The 19,561-nt window shown below is 62.4% G+C and carries 18 protein-coding genes; 13 read left to right on the top strand and 5 right to left on the bottom strand.

Annotation, left to right across the window (positions count from 1 at the left end; translation table 11 throughout):
• Positions 1 to 52: 52 nt before the first annotated feature.
• Genes C8K61_RS06900 through pdxJ form a run of 5 tightly spaced genes read left to right on the top strand, consistent with a single transcriptional unit; the run spans position 53 to position 3,461 of the window.
• Positions 53 to 430 (top strand): DUF4845 domain-containing protein, encoded by a 378-nt coding sequence (locus C8K61_RS06900; RefSeq protein ID WP_108095471.1) that lies wholly within the window; start codon positions 53 to 55, stop codon positions 428 to 430.
• Positions 427 to 1,116, top strand: coding sequence for a ribonuclease III (gene rnc, locus C8K61_RS06895; RefSeq protein ID WP_108095470.1), 690 nt, complete (start codon positions 427 to 429; stop codon positions 1,114 to 1,116). The genes C8K61_RS06900 and rnc overlap by 4 nt, the downstream gene beginning before the upstream one ends.
• Positions 1,109 to 2,011 (top strand): GTPase Era, encoded by a 903-nt coding sequence (gene era / locus C8K61_RS06890; RefSeq protein ID WP_108095469.1) that lies wholly within the window; start codon positions 1,109 to 1,111, stop codon positions 2,009 to 2,011. Before rnc ends, era begins: the two co-directional genes overlap by 8 nt.
• A 15-nt stretch (positions 2,012 to 2,026) precedes the next feature.
• Entirely contained in the window at positions 2,027 to 2,725 is a 699-nt protein-coding gene (gene recO / locus C8K61_RS06885) for a DNA repair protein RecO (protein ID WP_108095468.1), read from the top strand.
• On the top strand, positions 2,718 to 3,461 hold the full coding sequence (gene pdxJ, locus C8K61_RS06880) for a pyridoxine 5'-phosphate synthase (protein WP_108095467.1): 744 nt from the start codon (positions 2,718 to 2,720) through the stop codon (positions 3,459 to 3,461). Before recO ends, pdxJ begins: the two co-directional genes overlap by 8 nt.
• A gap of 49 nt (positions 3,462 to 3,510) precedes the next feature.
• On the opposite strand, the gene cmoB is transcribed toward pdxJ, so the two are convergent.
• From cmoB to lon, 5 genes are all read right to left on the bottom strand, one after another.
• Entirely contained in the window at positions 3,511 to 4,467 is a 957-nt protein-coding gene (cmoB, locus tag C8K61_RS06875) for a tRNA 5-methoxyuridine(34)/uridine 5-oxyacetic acid(34) synthase CmoB (protein ID WP_108095466.1), read from the bottom strand.
• On the bottom strand, positions 4,464 to 5,207 hold the full coding sequence (cmoA, locus tag C8K61_RS06870; RefSeq protein WP_108095465.1) for a carboxy-S-adenosyl-L-methionine synthase CmoA: 744 nt from the start codon (positions 5,205 to 5,207) through the stop codon (positions 4,464 to 4,466). The genes cmoB and cmoA overlap by 4 nt, the downstream gene beginning before the upstream one ends.
• 33 nt (positions 5,208 to 5,240) lie before the next feature.
• Positions 5,241 to 5,918 carry a lysoplasmalogenase gene (locus C8K61_RS06865; protein WP_108095464.1) on the bottom strand — a complete coding sequence of 226 codons (678 nt, stop codon included), beginning with the start codon at positions 5,916 to 5,918 and terminating at the stop codon, positions 5,241 to 5,243.
• A 209-nt stretch (positions 5,919 to 6,127) separates the two neighbouring features.
• Positions 6,128 to 6,526, bottom strand: a complete 399-nt coding sequence (locus tag C8K61_RS06860; RefSeq protein ID WP_108095463.1) for a protease inhibitor I42 family protein — start codon at positions 6,524 to 6,526, stop codon at positions 6,128 to 6,130.
• A 174-nt stretch (positions 6,527 to 6,700) separates the two neighbouring features.
• Entirely contained in the window at positions 6,701 to 9,106 is a 2,406-nt protein-coding gene (gene lon / locus C8K61_RS06850; protein ID WP_371919975.1) for an endopeptidase La, read from the bottom strand.
• A 267-nt stretch (positions 9,107 to 9,373) separates the two neighbouring features.
• On the opposite strand from lon, the gene C8K61_RS06845 reads away from it, so the two are divergent.
• From C8K61_RS06845 to C8K61_RS06810, 8 genes are all read left to right on the top strand, one after another.
• Entirely contained in the window at positions 9,374 to 10,126 is a 753-nt protein-coding gene (locus C8K61_RS06845) for an AraC family transcriptional regulator (RefSeq protein WP_108095461.1), read from the top strand.
• Positions 10,127 to 10,432: 306 nt separating this feature from the next.
• Positions 10,433 to 11,089, top strand: a complete 657-nt coding sequence (locus C8K61_RS06840) for a methylamine utilization protein (protein WP_108095825.1) — start codon at positions 10,433 to 10,435, stop codon at positions 11,087 to 11,089.
• Positions 11,073 to 13,445, top strand: coding sequence for a bifunctional diguanylate cyclase/phosphodiesterase (locus tag C8K61_RS06835; protein WP_108095460.1), 2,373 nt, complete (start codon positions 11,073 to 11,075; stop codon positions 13,443 to 13,445). Before C8K61_RS06840 ends, C8K61_RS06835 begins: the two co-directional genes overlap by 17 nt.
• Before the next feature lie 134 nt (positions 13,446 to 13,579).
• Positions 13,580 to 14,440, top strand: a complete 861-nt coding sequence (locus tag C8K61_RS06830) for a DUF3034 family protein (protein WP_108095459.1) — start codon at positions 13,580 to 13,582, stop codon at positions 14,438 to 14,440.
• Between the two features lie 2 nt (positions 14,441 to 14,442).
• Positions 14,443 to 14,865 (top strand): group 1 truncated hemoglobin, encoded by a 423-nt coding sequence (locus C8K61_RS06825; RefSeq protein WP_108095458.1) that lies wholly within the window; start codon positions 14,443 to 14,445, stop codon positions 14,863 to 14,865.
• A complete protein-coding gene (locus tag C8K61_RS26875; protein ID WP_218277804.1) occupies positions 14,865 to 15,566 on the top strand; it encodes a hypothetical protein in 702 nt (233 codons plus the stop codon). Before C8K61_RS06825 ends, C8K61_RS26875 begins: the two co-directional genes overlap by 1 nt.
• Before the next feature lie 347 nt (positions 15,567 to 15,913).
• Complete coding sequence (gene putP, locus C8K61_RS06815) at positions 15,914 to 17,401, top strand: sodium/proline symporter PutP (RefSeq protein WP_108095457.1); 1,488 nt, start codon at positions 15,914 to 15,916, stop codon at positions 17,399 to 17,401.
• Between the two features lie 375 nt (positions 17,402 to 17,776).
• Positions 17,777 to 19,546 carry an N-acetylglutaminylglutamine amidotransferase gene (locus C8K61_RS06810; RefSeq protein ID WP_108095456.1) on the top strand — a complete coding sequence of 590 codons (1,770 nt, stop codon included), beginning with the start codon at positions 17,777 to 17,779 and terminating at the stop codon, positions 19,544 to 19,546.
• Positions 19,547 to 19,561: the final 15 nt, after the last annotated feature.

Here is a 19,561-nt window from a genome sequence, read left to right as displayed (position 1 = left end):
CAGGCCCGCAGAGGCCAAGACGTTTAAAAAAACACTGACACTGAGGTCAAACATGACATTTGCGCGTTCGCAAAAGGGTATGTCGATGTTGGGTTGGATGGTCACCGCCGCTGTCGTGGCGTTCTTCGCCAGCGCCGCGTTCAAGATCTTCCCGCACTACATGGATAACTCGGCGCTGGAAAAATCCATCACCGGCATCGAAACCGACAAGGTTGCCGATGTTCGTACCGTGCCCGAGTTCTATGAGCACGTACGCAAGTCCATGACCATCAATGCCATCACCGGCATCGATCTGGACAAGGCCATGGAAGTGAAACTGGACAACAACGAGTTCCGCGTACACCTGAAGTACGAAACCCGTGAACCGCTGATCCAGAACCTCGATCTCGTCGCCCGGTTCGACAAAGAATATCGCGTGCGTATGCCGTGAGTGCTGCACTGAGTCGTTTAGAGCGTCAGCTCGGTTATAGCTTCAAAGACCAGGATCTGATGATCCTGGCCCTCACTCACCGCAGCTTTGCCGGGCGCAACAATGAGCGCCTGGAGTTCCTCGGTGATGCCATTCTCAACTTCGTCGCCGGTGAAGCGCTGTTCGATCGCTTCCCGCAGGCGCGCGAAGGCCAGTTGTCGCGTTTGCGCGCGCGCCTGGTGAAAGGTGAGACCCTGGCCGTTCTGGCCCGTGGCTTCGATCTGGGTGAATACCTGCGTCTGGGTTCCGGTGAATTGAAGAGCGGCGGTTTTCGCCGTGAGTCGATTCTCGCCGACGCCCTCGAAGCGCTGATCGGCGCCATTTATCTGGATGCCGGCATGGACGCGGCGCGCGAGCGAGTGCTGGCGTGGCTAAGCTCCGAACTGGACGGTCTGACCTTGGTGGACACCAATAAGGACCCGAAAACCCGCCTGCAGGAGTTTCTGCAGTCGCGTGGCTGCGAACTGCCGCGCTACGAAGTGGTGGATATCCAGGGCGAGCCGCACTGCCGGACCTTCGTGGTCGAGTGCCAGATCACCTTATTGAATGACAAGACCATAGGGCAGGGCGCCAGCCGGCGCATCGCTGAACAGGTAGCTGCCGCAGCTGCCTTGATCGCCCTTGGCGTGGAGAATGGGCATGACTGATTCAACTGCAACACGCTGTGGCTACGTCGCCATCGTCGGCCGCCCCAACGTGGGCAAGTCGACGCTGCTCAACCACATCCTTGGCCAGAAGCTGGCGATCACCTCGCGCAAGCCGCAAACCACCCGTCACAACATGCTCGGCATCAAGACCGAAGGGCCGATTCAGGCCATCTACGTCGATACCCCCGGCATGCACAAGGGCGGCGAAAAGGCCCTGAACCGTTACATGAACAAAACCGCTTCGGCCGCCCTCAAGGACGTCGACGTGGTGATCTTTGTGGTTGAACGCACCCGCTGGACCGACGAAGACCAGATGGTCCTTGAGCGCGTGCAATTTGTGCAGGGCCCGGTAATTGTGGCGATCAACAAAACCGACCGCATCGAAGACAAAAGCGATTTGATGCCGCACCTGGAGTGGCTGCAACAGCAGTTACCGAACGCGCAAATCGTACCGATCTCCGCGCAGCACGGGCATAACCTGGAAGCGTTGGAAGGTTTGATTGCCGAGCATCTGCCGGAAAACGATCACTTCTTCCCGGAAGACCAGATCACCGACCGCAGCAGCCGTTTCCTCGCTGCCGAACTGGTACGCGAGAAAATCATGCGTCAGCTCGGCGCCGAGCTGCCGTACCAGATCACCGTCGAGATCGAAGAGTTCAAGCAACAGGGTAGGACTCTGCATATCCATGCGCTGATTCTGGTGGAGCGTGACGGCCAGAAGAAAATCATCATTGGCGACAAGGGTGAGCGGATCAAACGCATCGGCATGGATGCGCGCAAAGACATGGAAGTGCTGTTCGACTCCAAGGTCATGCTCAACCTCTGGGTGAAGGTCAAAGGCGGCTGGTCCGACGACGAACGTGCCCTGCGTTCCCTGGGTTACGCCGACCTCTAAGCCCCCGAGCTCCCCATGCAAAACAGCGCGCAGCCGGCTTTTATCCTGCATAGCCGGGCCTACCGCGAAAGCAGCGCGCTGGTCGACTTCCTTACCCCCCAAGGCCGCCTGCGCGCGGTGTTGCGCGGTGCCCGTGGCAAAGCCGGCACCCTGGCGCGACCGTTTGTGCCGGTGGAAGTGGAGTTTCGCGGACGTGGCGAGCTGAAGAATGTCGGCCGCCTGGAGGCCGCCGGCATTCCCCGGTGGCTGCATGGTGAGGCGCTGTTCAGCGGCCTGTACCTGAACGAGCTGATCCTGCGCCTGCTGCCTGCCGAAGACCCCCACCCGGTGCTGTTCGAGCACTACGCCGCAACCCTTGAAGCCCTGGCCGCCGGCCGTGCGCTGGAGCCGTTGTTGCGCGCGTTCGAATGGCGCCTGCTGGACGAACTGGGCTATGGTTTTGCCCTTGCTGAAGACCTGCACGGCCAGCCGGTCGTCATCGGCCAGCTGTACCGCCTGCTGCCGGACTCCGGCCTGGAGCCGGTGCACCTGTTGCAGCCTGGGCTGTTCCAAGGCGCCGAATTGCTCGCTATGGCCGAGGCTGACTGGACCGCGCCAGGCGCCTTGGCTGCGGCCAAGCGCCTGATGCGCCAGGCCCTGGCACCCCATTTAGGCGGCCGACCTTTGGTCAGTCGCGAACTGTTCATGACCTTGAAGGAGCCACCCCGTGACTGACGCCAATCGCATTCTGTTGGGCGTGAATATCGACCATGTCGCCACCCTGCGTCAGGCCCGTGGCACCCGCTATCCCGACCCGGTGAAAGCCGCGCTGGACGCCGAAGAAGCCGGCGCCGACGGCATCACCGTGCACCTGCGTGAAGACCGCCGGCACATCCAGGAGCGTGACGTACTGCTGCTCAAGGACGTGCTGCAAACGCGGATGAACTTCGAGATGGGCGTGACCGAGGAGATGCTGACCTTCGCCGAACGCATTCGCCCTGCACATATCTGCCTGGTGCCGGAAACCCGTCAGGAACTGACCACTGAAGGTGGCCTGGATGTGGCCGGGCAGGAAGCGCGGATCAAGGCTGCCGTTGAGCGCCTGGCCCGTCTGGGCTGTGAGGTGTCGCTGTTTATCGACGCCGATGAGCGCCAGATCGAAGCCTCGCACCGCGTGGGTGCCCCGGCTATCGAACTGCACACCGGCCGTTACGCCGATGCCCACACGCCGAGTGAAACCGCCGACGAACTCAAGCGTATTGCCGATGGTGTGGCGTTTGGTCTGGCCCAGGGGCTGATCGTTAACGCCGGCCATGGCCTGCACTACCACAACGTGGAAGCGGTGGCGGCGATCAAGGGCGTCAACGAGTTGAACATCGGCCATGCGCTGGTGGCGCATGCGTTGTTCGTAGGCTTCAAGTCGGCAGTGGCCGAGATGAAGCAGTTGATCATCGCTGCCGCCTATCGCTGATAACGTTCTCGTAAGAGCGGCCGGTCCGGCGCTCTTACGGTTGGGTGTATTACTTGCGGGCAGTGATAACGGCCCGCATCGGCGCCGGCAAGCCTTCTACGGTTTTGCTGTGGTCGTGCGGGTCGAGGAAGTGGCTCAGCGATTGATAGCGCATCCACTCGGTGCTGCGCTGTTCTTCGACACTGGTCACGCTCACGTCCACGCAGCGCACGTCGCTGAAACCGGCGCGGCGTAGCCACAGTTCCAGGGCCGGCACCGAGGGCAGGAACCACACGTTGCGCATCTGCGCGTAGCGGTCTTCGGGCACTAGCACCTGGTTCACATCGCCTTCGATCACCAGGGTTTCCAGCACCAGTTCTCCGCCCTTAACCAGGCAGTCTTTGAGCGCCAGCAGGTGCTCGATCGGCGAGCGGCGGTGGTAGAACACGCCCATGGAAAACACCGTGTCAAAACCTTCCAGGCCAGCCGGCAGGTCTTCCAGGGCGAAGGGCAGGTGCCAGGCGCGCAGCTCGGGCAGGTAACGCTGCACGGCCTGGAACTGGCAGAAGAACAGCCAGTTGGGGTCGATGCCGATCACGCTGTCGGCACCGGCGCCGAGCATGCGCCATTGGTAATAGCCATTGCCGCAGCCGACATCCAGCACGCGTTTGCCGCGCAGATCCAGATGCGGTGAAACCCGCGACCACTTCCAGTCCGAGCGCCATTCGGTGTCGACGTGCACGCCGAACAGATCGAACGGGCCCTTGCGCCACGGTGACAACCCCATCAGTGCCTGGCGCATCTGTACGCGGGTGGCGTCGTCGCAGTCCGTATCCAGCAGCAGGCCGCTCTGCAGGTCGACGGTGGTCGGCGTCAGCGCGGGCAGGCCATCCAGCGCGCCTTGCCAGCGCTCCAGGTCGCCATGGCCTTTGTCCATCTTGGTGTCGAGTTGCGCTTGCAGGGTGTTGGCCCAATTGGCCAGGGGCGTGCCCGCCAGATGGCGGACCAGGGGGCTGAGGTCAATCATGGCAGGGCAATCAGAGAAGCGAAGTTCAGGCACTGGAACCACGGCACCACCTTGCTGAAGCCGGCGGCCAGCAGGCGTTCGCGGTGTTGTTCGAGGCTGTCGGGTTTCATCACGTTTTCGATGGCGTTGCGCTTCTGGGCGATTTCCAGCTCGCTGTAGCCGTTGGCGCGTTTAAACGCCACGTGCAGGTCGGTGAGCAGCTCGTGCTCTTGCTCATCGTCGAAACGCAGTTTTTCCGAAAGGATCAGTGCGCCGCCGGGCAGCAAGGCCTGGCGAATGTTGCTCAGCAGCTCCAGGCGCTGTTCCGGCTTGATGAACTGCAGGGTGAAGTTCAGCGCCACCAGCGAGGTGGGCTGCAGTTGCAGGCCGAGAATGTCGGCTTCTATCACCTCGACCGGCAGCAGCTCCTGGAACATCGAGTCCTGGGCGTGCAGGTATTCGCTGCAGCGCTCGACCATGGCGCTGGAGTTATCCACCGCAATCACCCGGCAGTCGCTGCAGGTCACATGGCGGCGCAAGGCCTGGGTCACCGCGCCAAGAGACGAGCCAAGGTCATACAGCACGCTATGCGGCTGGGCGAATTGCGCGGCCAGCACGCCGATGTTTTCGACAATGGTCGGGTAGCCCGGCACCGAGCGTTTGATCATGTCCGGAAACACCCGCACCACGGCTTCATTGAAAGTGAAGTCGGGCACGGTCGGCAAAGGCACGGCGAAGAGACGGTCGGATTCCTGGCTCACGGTGGTTACGCTTGGCTCAAAAAGGGCGCCATTTTAACCAGCTGTGGCCGCGCTGCCATACCCATCCTTCTCAACGGTTGCACGGCGATACAGCGCGGAGGCGGTGATGCCCCATTGGCCCAGCCAGTAGGTGAGGATGATCGCGTAGTGGGCGCCCGCGAATGGGCTGACGAAACGGTTGATGCCGATCAGGCTGTCCGACAGCACAAACAGCGCCGCACCAATGGCCGCGAGGTAGGCCGACTGCCGGCTGATCGACGCAGAACTGGCGCGGGCCAGGGCGCGCCAGAGCATGGCGCTGATCGCCAGGGCATACAGCGCCACCGGGATCAGTAAACCGCCAAGGCCGGCACTGGCGAGGGTGGCGAACATGCTGCCGCCGGCGATCAGGGCCAGTAGCAACGCCAAGGGCGCAAAGCGGCGGCTGTCGCTCAGATAGGCCATCAGGTAAGCCAGATGGCCCAGCAGGAAAGCCCCCAGGCCAAACACGAACAGCTCGGGCGACCACTGCAACAGCATGTCGCCGGCCAGCGAAAACAGCAGGCCAATGGCGATCCAGCGGCGGTAGGGGCCCGCTTCGGCGCCGCGTAGCCAGCCCAGCAGGGCGAGCACCGGCAGCGGTTTGGCGAGCAGGGAGAGCAGCGGCCAGTCAGTGAGCACGCCATAGACAAAAGCCAACGTGCCCAAGAGGGCGAGAGCGAGCCAGCGCATACACAGTCCTTGTTGTGGTGGTTGTGCAGGCGACTATGCCGACGCCAAGGCACGAACCCCAGGCGAATCACGCCAGAAGCAGGCTCCGATCGCGCCGTATGTCGGGCTTGCCAACTAGCTGTGGGAGGGGCTTCAGCCGCGATGCTTTTGATTTAAAAGCTCGCGGCTGAAGCCCCTCCCACAAAAGCGTTGCTTAGTCGGAGCAACCGTTACTTGACGGTAATAGCGCAATCGAAGACTTCCGCGGGCGCCACTTCCGGTTCCCACGGGCGGTGGTAGGCCATGATCAACTCGCCGCTACCAGCCTCTGTCGCCTGGAAGCGCCAGGTGGATACACCGGCACCGCCGACTATGCCGGCATCCTCAGGATTGCTGTACACCTCCGGGCTGAGCACCCGCAGCACACCGCTGGCGGCATCTTTGGTCTGCCAGCGAAAACCGGTGGTGGGGTTGCTGCTGAGGGTCACGATCAGTTGCTGGCCGGGGTGCAGAACGGCCGGGCAGTCCGCCGAATTCTCCACCTGCACGGCGACGTTTTTGCTGGGTTGCTGGGCGCAGGCTGCCAGCAGGGCGAGGCCAACGGGGAGAAGCAGGCGAGCAGCAGTCATGGAAACCTTCCTGTCCAAAGGGCGACGAATGGCCGCAAGCATAGCTCCAAACCAGGTATTTGTTGGATACCACATCCTCGTAGGAGCGGCGGGTCCGGCGCTCCGGTCAGCCGCGATGCTTTTTGATCTCAAGAGCATCGCGGCTGAAGCCGCTCCTACGGGGCGTGCGACGGTCTAGAACAACACCTTCGCCACATCATTGAAGCGTTTGGCGAAGTGCACGGTGATGCCTTCCTTGAGGTAGTCGGGCAATTCGGTGAAGTCACCGCGGTTGGCTTCGGGCAGGATCAGTTCGTAGATCTTCTGCCGCCGCGCGGCGATGACTTTTTCCCGCACGCCGCCAATCGGCAGCACATGCCCGGTCAAGGTCAGCTCACCGGTCATGGCCACGCCTTTTTTCGGCGCCTGGTTGCGCGCCAACGAGAGCAGGGCGCTGGCCATGGTCACCCCGGCGCTGGGGCCGTCTTTCGGCGTTGCCCCTTCGGGCACGTGCAGGTGCACGAAGGCCTGGTCGAAGAAGGTCGGGTCGCCACGAAATTCCTTCAGGTGCGAACTGACGTAGCTGTAGGCGATCTCGGCCGATTCCTTCATCACTTCCCCCAGTTGCCCGGTCAGCTTGAAGCCGCGGTTGAGGGTATGAATGCGCGTGGCTTCGATGGGCAGGGTAGCGCCGCCCATGCTGGTCCAGGCCAGCCCGGTGATCACGCCGACGCCCGACAGCAACTGCTCACGGCGGAACAGCGGCATGCCCAGGTAGGCTTCCAGATCTTTCGGGCCGATTTTCAGCTTGCTGTCCGGTTCGTTCAGCAGCTTGACCACCGCTTTGCGCACCAGCTTGCCCAGCTGTTTCTCCAACTGGCGCACCCCGGCTTCGCGGGCATAACCCTCGATCACCGCTTTCAGCGCGGTGTCGCTGATGCTCAACCGCTGCTTCGGCACCCCGGCCTTTTCCAATTGCTTGGGCCACAGGTGACGTTTGGCGATGGCGAACTTCTCTTCGGCGATATAGCCCGCCAGACGGATCACTTCCATGCGGTCGAGCAACGGCCCAGGAATTGAATCAAGGGTGTTGGCGGTGCACACGAACAGCACCTTGGACAGGTCCAGGCGCAGGTCCAGGTAGTGGTCGAGGAATTCGGCGTTCTGTTCCGGGTCGAGGGTTTCCAGCAACGCCGAGGCCGGGTCGCCCTGGTGGCTGGCGCCGAGCTTGTCGATCTCGTCGAGCATGATCACCGGGTTCATCACCTCGGTTTCCTTCAGCGCTTGCACCAACTTGCCGGGCAGGGCGCCGATGTAAGTGCGGCGGTGGCCCTTGATCTCGGCCTCATCGCGCATGCCGCCGACGCTGAAGCGGTAGAACGGCCGGCCGAGGGTTTCGGCAATCGACTTGCCGATGCTGGTCTTGCCCACGCCGGGCGGGCCCACCAGCAATACGATGGAGCCAGAAATCTCGCCTTTGAAGGCGCCGACGGCGAGGAACTCGAGAATCCGTTCCTTGATGTCGTCGAGACCAGAGTGCTGTTCGTCCAGCACCCGTTTGGCATGCTGCAGGTCGAGCTTGTCTTTGCCGTGCACGCCCCAGGGAATCATGGTCGCCCAGTCCAGGTAGTTGCGGGTGACGGCGTATTCCGGGGAGCCGGTTTCCAGAATCGACAGCTTGTTCAGTTCTTCATCAATGCGTTTTTTTGCCTGCTCGGGCAGGGTCTTGCCTTCCAGGCGCTGCTCGAACTGTTCGATATCGGCGCTGCGGTCGTCCTTGGTCAGGCCCAGTTCCTGCTGGATAACCTTGAGCTGTTCCTTGAGAAAGAACTCGCGCTGGTGTTCGCCAATGGTGCGGTTCACCTCGGCCGACAGCTCGCTCTGCAGGCGCGCCACTTCCACTTCCTTGCGCAGCATGGGCAAGACTTTTTCCATGCGTTGCAGCACCGGCACGGTATCCAGCACTTCTTGCAGCTCTTTGGGCGCAGCGGTGGTGAGGGCGGCGGCGAAGTCGGTCAGCGGCGACGGTTGGTTGGGGCTGAAGCGGTTCAGGTAGTTCTTCAGCTCTTCGCTGTACAGCGGGTTGAGCGGCAGCAGCTCCTTGATCGCGTTGATCAACGCCATGCCGTACGCCTTGACCTCATCGCGGCGGTCATCGGCACTTGGCGGGTACTCGACCTCGGCCAGGTACGGCGGGCGATGGCGTTTCAGCCAGCCACGGATCTTCACCCGCTGCAGGCCCTGGGCGACAAATTGCAGCTTGCCGTCGACGCGGCTGGCCTGGTGGATTTTCACCAGGGTGCCGTGCTCGGGCAGGCTATCGGTATCGAAGTGGCGCGGGTCAGTCACCGGCTGGTCGACATAGAACAGCGCCAGGCTGTGGTGCTCGGTCTTGGCCACCAGCTCGAGGGTTTCCGCCCAGTGCTCTTCGTTGACGATGACCGGCAACACCTGAGCAGGGAAGAACGGGCGGTTGTGAATGGGGATGACATACAAGCGCTCGGGCGGCCGCTGATTGGGCAGCGCCAGAGCGTGAGGGAGATGGAGGCCCTCGGGCGTCAGCGTGTCTTCGTCGTCGATATCGGTAACGTGGTCGTTCATGCGGCACCTGTGGTCTCTACATGACTAGGTAGATGGGTCGGGTGGCGAAACAATTCAATGGCAATCTCAGCGACTTTCCCCGACTCGTAGGAGCGGCTTTAGCCGCGATGCCCTTGATCTTTTAAAGCATCGCGGCTGAAGCGAAGCGCCGCCCGGCCACTCCTACAGGTACGGTGTGACGCACAACAATGGCGCGCTGGTCGGTCCTGGCTGGGCAAAAAAGGGGCATTCCCGTACCATGTGCGCAAATTTTGATCAGTTCGCGCCATGTTAGAAGCCCGCCTGTTACGCCTCGACGACCAGACCCACGAACACGCCCACGATCACCACCAGTTGGTGCTGTCGCTGGCCGGCCGTGCCGAGTTCGAGGTCAATGGCCGGGGTGGTGAGGTGTGCCGTATGCGCGCCGTGCTGGTGCCGGGCGATGCCGAACACCAGTTCGCCGGGGTGGGTGACAACCGCATGCTGATCATCGACCTGGATGAGCAGGATAGTTCGGCCGACGACCTCGACCTGCTCGCCCGTCTGTTCGACATGCCGCGCTACCCGGCCCTGGATGCCGACTTCCAAAACCTGCTGAGCTACGCCGGCGCCGAGCTGGCGCGGTATGGCAGCGACACCCAGCTGGCGCGCTCCCTCAGTGGCGTGTTGCTGCGCGCCCTGCACGTGCGCCTGTTCGGTGAGCGCCGCCAGCGCTCGGTAGGGCCGCTGAACGTCGAGCGTCTGGATGCCTATATCGACCAGCACCTGGCGCGGCGCATCAGCGTGGCCGAACTGGCCCAGGTGGCTTGCCTGAGCCCCAGCCATTTCCACGCCCAGTTCAAGGACAGCCTGGGCCTGACCCCGCACCAGTACCTGCTGAAAATCCGTCTCGACCGCGCCTCGCGGTTGCTGCGCGAAAGTGCGCTGCCGCTGATTCGTATCGCTGAAGAATGCGGTTTCTCCAGCCAGAGCGCGTTGACCACGGCCATGCGCCGCTACCTCGGGCTGACTCCCAAGCGCCTGCGCGGCGTGCAATAGGGCCTCACCACTGTCTCAACCTTGAGACTGGGCCTTCGCCATTTCCCGACTATATTTCCTACAGACCGCCGTTTTTCCGCGCGGCACACAATAATGGCCACTTGCCATATTTTCGGGGTGAACGCCGTCGGTTAATCCGTTAGTCTGCTAGCCAACAGCAGGCTGGCGGGCTTGCCCTAGGTTCCGTTCAGCGCGCCAAATCCTAGGTTTTTTGCACTCGACAAGGTAGTTGGTATGCCCCTATCGCTTAACCTGGCCCAGCTTCTTCGCTCGTTCAGACTGCTTTCATTGACTGCCGTGTGTGCCGTGTTCACCAGCTGCTCGGTAGGCGCCGCGTCGTTGCAGGCGACCCTGGTGGACGCTCAGGGTAAACCGCTCAATGGCGCGGTGATCAGCCTGCAAGGGCCGACCGATGCCGAGTTGCCCGCGCAGACGGCGATCATGGACCAGGTGCAGAAACAGTTTTCCCCCCGCGTGCTGGCCGTGCACACCAGCACCAAAGTGACCTTCCCCAATAGCGACAACATCCGCCACCACGTGTATTCCTTTTCACCGGCCAAGCGTTTCGAACTGCGCTTGTACGAGGGCACGCCGTCCGAGCCGATCACTTTCGACAAGCCCGGTGTAGTGGTGCTGGGCTGCAATATCCATGACTGGATGGTGGGCTACATCTATGTCACCGATGACCCCTGGTTCGCGTCCAGCGACGCCAACGGCAAGGTCAGCCTGCAACTGCCGGCGGGCCACTACATCGTCACCCTCTGGCACCCGAAAAGCCCCGACCTGCTGCCGCAGAAGGGTGGTGAGCTGACTGTGAGCGAAAAGGGCGCCAGCCAGCAGTACGCCGTCAATGTTCCTGCCGGCAGCAACGAAAGCGAGGAAGACGAGGCGCACGAATACGCGCCGAAACCTTCGGCTTTTGGCAACGCATTCAAGAAGGCCGCGAGTGAAACTCAGCAATAGCTTCCAGACGCGCATTGCCAGCGTCCTGATCCTGCTGCTGTTGGTGGTGATCGGCACGCTGTACTTCGCGGTCAAAGTGGCCACCGCCGACGCGGTGAAAAAACAGGCCAGCGAACAGCTGGAGGTAGGTGTGCGGGTGTTCGAGCGTTTGCTCGAAGTGCGCAGCCGGCAGATCAGCGATGCGGTGCAGGTGTTGTCCTCGGATTTCGGCTTCAAAGACGCGGTCGCCAGCGGCGACACCGCCACCATCAGCTCGGTGCTGGCCAACCACGGCAAACGCATAGATGCCACCGAAGTGCTGCTGCTCGGCCTGGATGGCAGCATCACCGCAACTGCCGACACCAGCGCGCCAAGCCAAGGCCAGGACACCTTTAAGGCGGGCACCCCGTTCCGCTATGCCGGCGAGTTGGCCGAAGCGCGGCGCTCGGGGCAATCGGCGCTGATCGTGTCGATCAACCACGAGCCGCACCTGCTGGTGGAAGCTCAGGTGCTGGCGCCGATTCCGATTGCGCGGGTGGTGATGGGCTTTCGCATGGATGAGGCGCTGGCCAATGAGCTGCGCAGCCTGACCAACCTCGACGTGTCGTTTCTGGCCATCGAAAACAACAGCCCTGGCCGCCTGATCAGCACCCTCAGCGCCGACCAGGAATCGGAAATGATGGCGGCCAACCTGCAGCTTGAGCGCACCACCACGCTCAAGGAGTTCGAGTTTTCCGGCCAGCGCTATCTCAACGAGCAACTGGTACTGGCCAACGGCACGCACTACCAAGTGCAGGCGTTTTTGCACAGCTCGCTGGACCAGGCGCTGGTGGCGTTCAAACCGCTGGACCAGCGTGTGTTGGTGATTGCCTTGCTGGCCCTGCTGGCGTCGCTGGTCGGCGCGCTGCTGCTGGCACGTAGCATCTCGCGGCCGGTGCGGCAGTTGGCCCAGGTGGCCGAACGGGTCGGGCAGGGCGACTACCAGGGCGATATCGACTTGAAGCGCCGCGACGAATTCGGCGTATTGGCCAAGACCTTCCAGCAAATGCAGACCGACCTCGCCGAGCGCGAACGGCAGCTGGCCCACAACGCCCTGCACGATGGCCTCACCGGTTTGCCCAATCGCACCTTGGCGATCGAACGGCTGGGCAGCTCGATCATGGCCGAGCGGCCGATGGCGGTGCTCAACCTGGGCATAGGTAACTTCCGTTCGGTGAATGAAACCTGCGGCCCCGGTGGCGGTGATCTGGCGCTGCAGCAGGTCAGCCGGCGGCTGCAGGCGATACTGCGCCCCGGTGACAGCCTGGCGCGGCTGTTTGCCGACGAGTTTCTGGTGATGCTCGATGGCAGTGACCGCGACGGCGCGGTGGCCACCGCTGACAAGCTGCAGCAACTGCTGATCAAGCCCCTGCGCGTCGGCACTCAGGACATCGCCCTGGACTGCAGCATCGGCATTGCCGCCTACCCGCAAGATGGCGCCACCCCGGACGAGCTGCTGCGCCGTGCCAACCTGGCGATGCGTGACGCGGCGCAGGCGCCTGGGCGGTTGCAGCTGTACCAGCAGGGCCGCGAGGACGACCACGAACGGCAGATCAACCTGATCCGCGACTTGCGTCGCGCTGCCGAAGGCAACGAGCTGGTGCTGCACTATCAGCCCAAACTGAACATCAACGAGGGGCACGTGCGCCAGGCCGAAGCGCTGTTGCGCTGGCAGCACCCACAGTACGGCATGGTTTCGCCCGGCGAATTCATCCCCCTGGCCGAACGCACCGGCAGCATTCAGAGCCTCACCACCTGGGTGATCGAAGAGGTGCTGCGCCAGCTGCGCGAGTGGAACCAACGGGGGCTGCGGGTGCTGATGTCGCTGAACATCTCCGCCGAAGACCTGCATGACATCGGCCTGGCCACCCGTGTCAGCCGCCTGCTGACCCAATACGCCGTGCCCGCCGAGCAACTGATTTTCGAGATCACCGAAAGCGCGGTGATGCAGAACCCGGAAACCGCCCTCAAGGTGCTGCACAGCCTGCGCGCCTGCGGCATCAGCCTGTCGGTGGATGATTTCGGCACCGGTTATTCGTCCCTGGCCCAGCTCAAACGCATGCCGGTGCAGGAACTGAAGATCGACCAATCCTTTGTCCGCGAACTCGACGATGCCAGCGAAGACTCGGTGATCGTCCGTTCAACCATTGAGATGAGCCACAGCCTGGGCCTGAAAGTGGTGGCCGAGGGCGTCGAGTTTGAACGCAGCCTGCGTTTGCTGGAGAAATGGCGGTGCGACACTGCGCAGGGCTACCTGATCAGCCGGCCGCTGAGCGCCGCCGCTTTCGAAGCCTGGGTGGCGCAGCCGTTGCGCGCCAACCTGGCGATGTTGCATTAAAAACTCGCTCCGTAGGTTGGGTTGAGCCAAAGGCGAAGCCCAACGAGCGAACCAAGGTTGCCCACGCAACCGCGCATGGCCCGTTGGGCTTCGCTTCGCTCAACCCAACCTACGGCAGCAACAGGGAAGAACGGATGAATAAAATCCTTGGCACACTGACCCTCGGTCTCACCCTCGCCAGCGCTGCCGCCCTGGCTGACAACGGCCGCCTGTTGGCCACCGGTGGCGCCAGCAGCATCGACGGCGCGGCGGGTGGCGGCATCACGCCCTGGGCGGTGCTGGCCGGTTATGGCGAGCAAAGCGAGTGGGGCGGCAATGCCTTTGTCACTCGCGTGGAAACCGGCGACTACCGCCTGGACGTAGCCGGCGGCGCGGTGTCCTACGGCAACCGCATCGAGCTGTCTTACGCCCGTCAGCGCTTCGACCTCGGCACCTTGGCGCGCGACCTCAACCTCCCGGAAAACACCCTGAGCCAGGACATCTTTGGCCTCAAAGTGCGCCTATTCGGCGACCTGATATACGACCAGTTGCCCCAGGTGTCACTGGGAATTGAACACAAGCGGCAGAAAGATTTCCTGATCCCCAGCCTGGTCGGTGCCCAGCGCGACGAAGACACGGAGGGCTATATCGCCGCCAGCCGTCTGTTCCTCGGCGGCGCCTTTGGCTACAACCTGCTGGTCAACGGCGGCCTGCGCTACAGCCGGGCCAACGAGCTGGGCCTGCTCGGGTTCGGTGGCGACCGCCGCGACGAGCGCAGCGTGTTGAAAGAAGGCTCGCTGGCGGTGTTGTTCAACCCGCGCTGGGCCATGGGCGTGGAGTACCGGGAGAAACCCGACAACCTCAACTTCGCCGGCGAAAGCGATTGGGCTGACGTGTTCCTTGCTTACTTCCCCAACAAACACTTCTCCGTGGTGCTCGCCTACGCGCGCCTGGGGGAAATCGCCACCCTCGACAACCAGGACGGCGCCTACCTGTCCCTGCAGGGGAGTTTCTGAGCATGCGCCTGCTAATCAGCCTGCTGCTGGTGCTCGGTCTCAGCGCCTGCGCCCAGCAACCGCCCAAGGATGACAGCCTGTACCGCGACCTCGGCGAGCGCGAAGGCATCACGCGCATCGTTGAAGGCATGTTGCTCAACATCGCCAAAGACCCGCGCATCGTCGAGCACTTCACCAACATTGATATCGAACGGTTGCGCGACAAGCTGGTCGAGCAGTTCTGCGTGGAAGCCGGCGGCCCCTGCACCTACACCGGCGACAGCATGGAAGAAAGCCACAAGGGCCAGCACCTGACTCGCAGCGACTTCAACGCCTTGGTCGAAAATCTGCAAGACGCCATGGAAGCCGAAGGTGTGCCGCAGCCGGCGCAGAACCGTCTGCTGGCGCGGCTGGCGCCGATGCGCGGCCAGGTGATCGAAAAGTAATGCCCACCTGGTTCTCCGTCGCCAACCTGGCGCTGCTGGTCAGCGTAGCCGCCGGCATCTATGTGCTGGTGTTGCTATGGCCCGAGCACCTGCGGTTGCGCCAGGGCGTGCTGGTGAAAAGTGCCTGCTTCAGCCGCCAACGCCTGCCGCTGGTGGACCTCGCCCAGGTGAATTTTCACTATGACGCGGTGGTCGGGTTTTCCTGCGTGTGGGAGTTCGTGGCCTTCGATGGCCAGGTGCTGAGCCTGGCCAGCTGGCGCATCAACCGGCGCTTTGTGCGGCATTTGCAAACCTGGCTGCCGGGCTTTGATGCTGAGGTTTTCCACCGGGCCTTCGCTGCCGGCGATGTGGTCGACAGTCTGGACGTGTGGCGTGCCCCAACGACGTTGCTGCAACCGGACGTCAGCGTATGCAGGCATATCGACGCCGGTGAGCCGGATGCCGACGGTAATCCCGAGTACCACTACGAGTACGACATCTACCAGTTCCGCCACGGCGAGCTCGCGCTGTTCGCCCGCAGCTACCGCGACACCCCGGACAAAGCCCACCTGCTCAACTTCGAGCGCGACGGCCAGGTACTGGCCATCACTCAAGCGAACCTGCGCCAGCCCCTGCTGCTGGCTGCCGTCAGCCACCTGCGTGGCCTGGGCAAGACGCAGATCGACTTCCTCGGCCGGCATGGTTACGAGGCCCTGCACTAACCGGCCAACTGCACCTGTTTTTGCCTCCCGTCGCACCGTGGCCAATAGTTCCCCAGGTCAGAGTTTTTGCTAAAAACTCCGTAGTTTTCTGCAAGAAGCTGGCGCCGCGCTGCCACTACATTCCGTGCTCCGCTTTTTCGCTCAAGCGCCCGATAGTCGCGGCTTTCCCGGGTTTGCACTAAACCCAGAGGAGTACCGAGCGTAATTCCAGGTGGGGAGAGGCTGCATCGGCCTTTGCCCCCTCTGTTTGAGGTGAGCGCCACAAGCGCCACTGATTGTCCGCAAGCCAACGACGAATGCGGCTACCCGCCAGCATTTGCATAACAACAAGTAAGAGAGATCTGCTTATGACTGCCAGCACTCCCATGCTGATCACCTTTGTGGTGTACATCGCCGCTATGGTCCTGATCGGCCTGTTCGCCTACCTGCGCACCAACAACCTCTCCGATTACATTCTCGGTGGCCGTAGCCTCGGCAGCTTCGTTACCGCCCTGTCCGCCGGTGCTTCTGATATGTCCGGCTGGCTGCTGATGGGCCTGCCAGGCGCCATCTACATGTCCGGCCTGTCGGAAAGCTGGATCGCCATCGGCCTGATCGTTGGTGCTTACCTGAACTGGCTGTTCGTCGCCGGCCGTCTGCGTGTGCAGACCGAGCACAACGGCAACGCCCTGACCCTGCCGGACTACTTCACCAACCGTTTCGAAGACACCAGCAAAGTGCTGCGTATTCTCTCGGCGCTGGTGATTCTGCTGTTCTTCACCATCTACTGCGCTTCGGGTGTAGTGGCCGGTGCGCGTCTGTTCGAGAGCACCTTTGGCATGTCTTACCAGACCGCGCTGTGGGCCGGTGCTGCCGCGACCATCGCCTACACCTTCGTGGGTGGCTTTCTGGCCGTGAGCTGGACCGACACCGTGCAGGCGTCGTTGATGATCTTCGCCCTGATCCTCACCCCGATCGTGGTGATGCTGGCCACCGGTGGCATCGACCCCACCTTCGCCGCCATCGAACTGAAAGACGCCAGCAGCTTCGACATGCTCAAAGGCGCCAGCTTCATCGGCGTGATCTCGTTGATGGGTTGGGGCCTGGGCTACTTCGGCCAGCCGCACATCCTGGCGCGCTTCATGGCCGCTGACTCGGTGAAATCGATCCCGGCTGCTCGCCGCATCTCGATGACCTGGATGGTGCTGTGCCTGGGTGGCGCGGTAGCCGTGGGTTTCTTCGGTATTGCCTACTTCTCCGCGCACCCGGAATTGGCTGGCCCGGTTACCGAGAACCCGGAGCGGGTATTCATCGAACTGGCCAAGATCCTCTTCAACCCATGGGTTGCAGGTGTATTGCTGTCGGCCATTCTGGCTGCCGTGATGAGCACCCTGAGCTGCCAGTTGCTGGTGTGCTCCAGCGCCCTGACCGAAGACTTCTACAAATCCTTCCTGCGTAAAAACGCTTCGCAGAAAGAACTGGTATGGGTCGGTCGTGCCATGGTGCTGTTGGTGGCCGTGGTGGCTATCGGTATTGCTGCCAACCCGGAAAGCAAGGTGCTGGGCCTGGTGTCCTACGCCTGGGCAGGCTTCGGTGCTGCGTTCGGTCCTGTGGTGCTGATCTCGCTGATCTGGAAAAACATGACCCGTAACGGCGCCCTGGCCGGCATGTTGGTCGGTGCGTTGACGGTGATTCTGTGGAAAAACTTCCTCAACCACATTGGTCTGTACGAGATTATTCCGGGCTTTATCTTTGCTTCGATCGCCATTCTGGTGTTCAGCAAGATTGGCCAAGGCCCGTCGGCGAGCATGCTGGCGCGGTTTGACAAGGCTGAGCGGGAATATCAGGACGCCTGATTGCCGCTCGATCTACTACGTTTTTAGTGCTTTTTTGCCGGCCCCTTGTGGGCCGGTTTTTTTATGCCTTTAGCTTCTTGCTCGAATGCGGCTTCGTGTTCACCTGCGATTCTGGATCCCAGCCTGCGCTGGGATGACGGTGGTCTTTGCACAGTTCACCTGGGTCCCAGCGCAGGCTGGGACCCAGGTGCGCAGATACCGTGCCCAGCGCGAACGACTCAGCCCAAAACCGCATATCAAACCGGGCGACTCGATGCTGCCTTCCATCCTGTTAGTTCACATTTATCTAAAACTCTCAGCCCCCACGCCGGTCTGCTCCAGTAGCGCAACGATTGCGCGCCCCCCTTTTTCCCCAACGGAAACCCGGTAAGGACTATGTGCGGAATATCTGGAGAGTTACGTTTCAACCATCGCCCCGCCGACCTCGCAGCGGTCGAGCGCATCACTCATCACCTGGCCCCGCGTGGCCCCGACGCCCATGGCTTCCACAGTCAGGGCTCGATTGCCCTGGGCCACCGGCGCCTGAAAATCATGGATCTGGAGGACGCCTCCGGTCAGCCGATGATCGACAGCCAGCTCGGCCTGTCGCTGGTATTCAACGGTGCCATCTACAACTACCCGGAGCTGCGCAGTGAGCTGCAGGCCCTGGGTTACCAGTTCTTTTCCGAGGGCGACACCGAGGTGCTGCTCAAGGGCTATCACGCCTGGGGCGCCGACCTGCTGCCCAAGCTCAATGGCATGTTTGCTTTTGCCATCTGGGAACGTGATAAGCGCGAGCTGTTTATTGCCCGAGACCGTCTGGGCATCAAACCGCTGTACCTGTCGCACACGGCGGAACGCCTGCGTTTTGCCTCGACTCTGCCAGCCTTGCTGCAGGGTGGTGATATCGACAAGACCCTCGACCCGGTCGCGCTCAATCACTACCTGAACTTCCACGCCGTGGTGCCTGCGCCGCGCACCCTGCTGGCGAATGTCAGCAAGCTGCCGCCGGCCACCTGGATGCGCATGGATGCCCTGGGCAACACCACGCAGAAAACCTGGTGGGAGCTGACCTACGGCGCTGCCGCCGATGAGCAGGCCTATGGCCTCAACGAGTGGCGCGACCTGACCCTGCAGAGCGTGCGCGAAGCCGTGGCGATTCGTCAGCGGGCTGCTGTGGATGTCGGTGTGCTGCTGTCTGGCGGCGTGGACTCGAGCATGCTGGTCGGCCTTTTGAGGGAAGTCGGGGTGGAAAACCTGTCGACCTTCTCCATCGGTTTTCAGGATGCCGGCGGCGAGCGCGGTGACGAGTTCCAGTATTCCGATCTGATCGCCAAGCACTACAACACCCGTCACCACCAACTGCGTATCGACGAGCGCGAAATCATCGAGCAACTGCCGGCCGCCTTCCGCGCCATGAGCGAGCCGATGGTCAGCCATGACTGCATTGCCTTCTACCTGCTGTCACGCGAAGTGGCCAAGCACTGCAAGGTGGTGCAGAGCGGGCAGGGTGCCGATGAGCTGTTTGCCGGTTACCACTGGTACCCGCTGGTGGATGGCGCGGCCGATCCTTATGCGGCCTACCGCGCCGCGTTTCTCGACCGCAGTTACGACGAGTACCGCGACACCGTGCAGCCGGCCTGGCTGACCGGTGACTGTGCCGGCGAATACGTGCGCGAGCACTTTCAGCGTCCGGGCGCCACTGCGGCGGTGGATAAAGCGCTGCGCCTGGACAGCACGGTGATGCTGGTGGATGACCCGGTCAAACGGGTCGACAACATGACCATGGCCTGGGGCCTGGAAGCGCGCACGCCGTTTCTCGACTACCGCCTGGTGGAGCTGTCGGCACGGATTCCCGGGCGCTTCAAGCTGCCGGATGGCGGCAAGCAGGTGCTCAAGGAGGCGGCGCGGCTGGTGATTCCGGCGGCGGTCATCGACCGGCCCAAGGGTTATTTTCCGGTGCCCGGTCTCAAGCATCTGGAAGGCAACACCCTGGGTTGGGTGCGCGAGCTGCTGCTCGACCCGAGCCAGGACCGTGGCCTGTTCAATCCGGCGATGCTCGACCAACTCCTCACCGACCCGCAGGGCCAATTGACCCCGCTACGCGGTTCCAAACTCTGGCAGCTGGCCGCACTGAACCTGTGGCTCAGCGAGCAAGGTCTGTGATGCAGACCGCGCTGC

This window comes from Pseudomonas sp. GV071 (assembly GCF_003050835.1).
Taxonomy (GTDB): Bacteria; Pseudomonadota; Gammaproteobacteria; order Pseudomonadales; family Pseudomonadaceae; genus Aquipseudomonas.
The sequence above is the reverse complement of the archived record's forward strand: the minus strand, read 5'-3'. Positions and strand labels throughout refer to the sequence as shown.

Excerpts from the sequence above, each read along its gene's own strand:
- C8K61_RS06900 (WP_108095471.1), top strand. The coding sequence starts at position 53 with ATGACATTTGCGCGTTCGCAAAAGGGTATGTCGATGTTGGGTTGGATG.
- era (WP_108095469.1), top strand. The coding sequence starts at position 1,109 with ATGACTGATTCAACTGCAACACGCTGTGGCTACGTCGCCATCGTCGGC.
- recO (WP_108095468.1), top strand. The coding sequence starts at position 2,027 with ATGCAAAACAGCGCGCAGCCGGCTTTTATCCTGCATAGCCGGGCCTAC.
- cmoB (WP_108095466.1), bottom strand. The coding sequence starts at position 4,467 with ATGATTGACCTCAGCCCCCTGGTCCGCCATCTGGCGGGCACGCCCCTG.
- C8K61_RS06865 (WP_108095464.1), bottom strand. The coding sequence starts at position 5,918 with ATGCGCTGGCTCGCTCTCGCCCTCTTGGGCACGTTGGCTTTTGTCTAT.
- C8K61_RS06860 (WP_108095463.1), bottom strand. The coding sequence starts at position 6,526 with ATGACTGCTGCTCGCCTGCTTCTCCCCGTTGGCCTCGCCCTGCTGGCA.
- lon (WP_371919975.1), bottom strand. The coding sequence starts at position 9,106 with ATGAACGACCACGTTACCGATATCGACGACGAAGACACGCTGACGCCC.
- C8K61_RS06845 (WP_108095461.1), top strand. The coding sequence starts at position 9,374 with ATGTTAGAAGCCCGCCTGTTACGCCTCGACGACCAGACCCACGAACAC.
- C8K61_RS06830 (WP_108095459.1), top strand. The coding sequence starts at position 13,580 with ATGAATAAAATCCTTGGCACACTGACCCTCGGTCTCACCCTCGCCAGC.
- C8K61_RS06825 (WP_108095458.1), top strand. The coding sequence starts at position 14,443 with ATGCGCCTGCTAATCAGCCTGCTGCTGGTGCTCGGTCTCAGCGCCTGC.
- C8K61_RS26875 (WP_218277804.1), top strand. The coding sequence starts at position 14,865 with ATGCCCACCTGGTTCTCCGTCGCCAACCTGGCGCTGCTGGTCAGCGTA.
- putP (WP_108095457.1), top strand. The coding sequence starts at position 15,914 with ATGACTGCCAGCACTCCCATGCTGATCACCTTTGTGGTGTACATCGCC.
- C8K61_RS06810 (WP_108095456.1), top strand. The coding sequence starts at position 17,777 with ATGTGCGGAATATCTGGAGAGTTACGTTTCAACCATCGCCCCGCCGAC.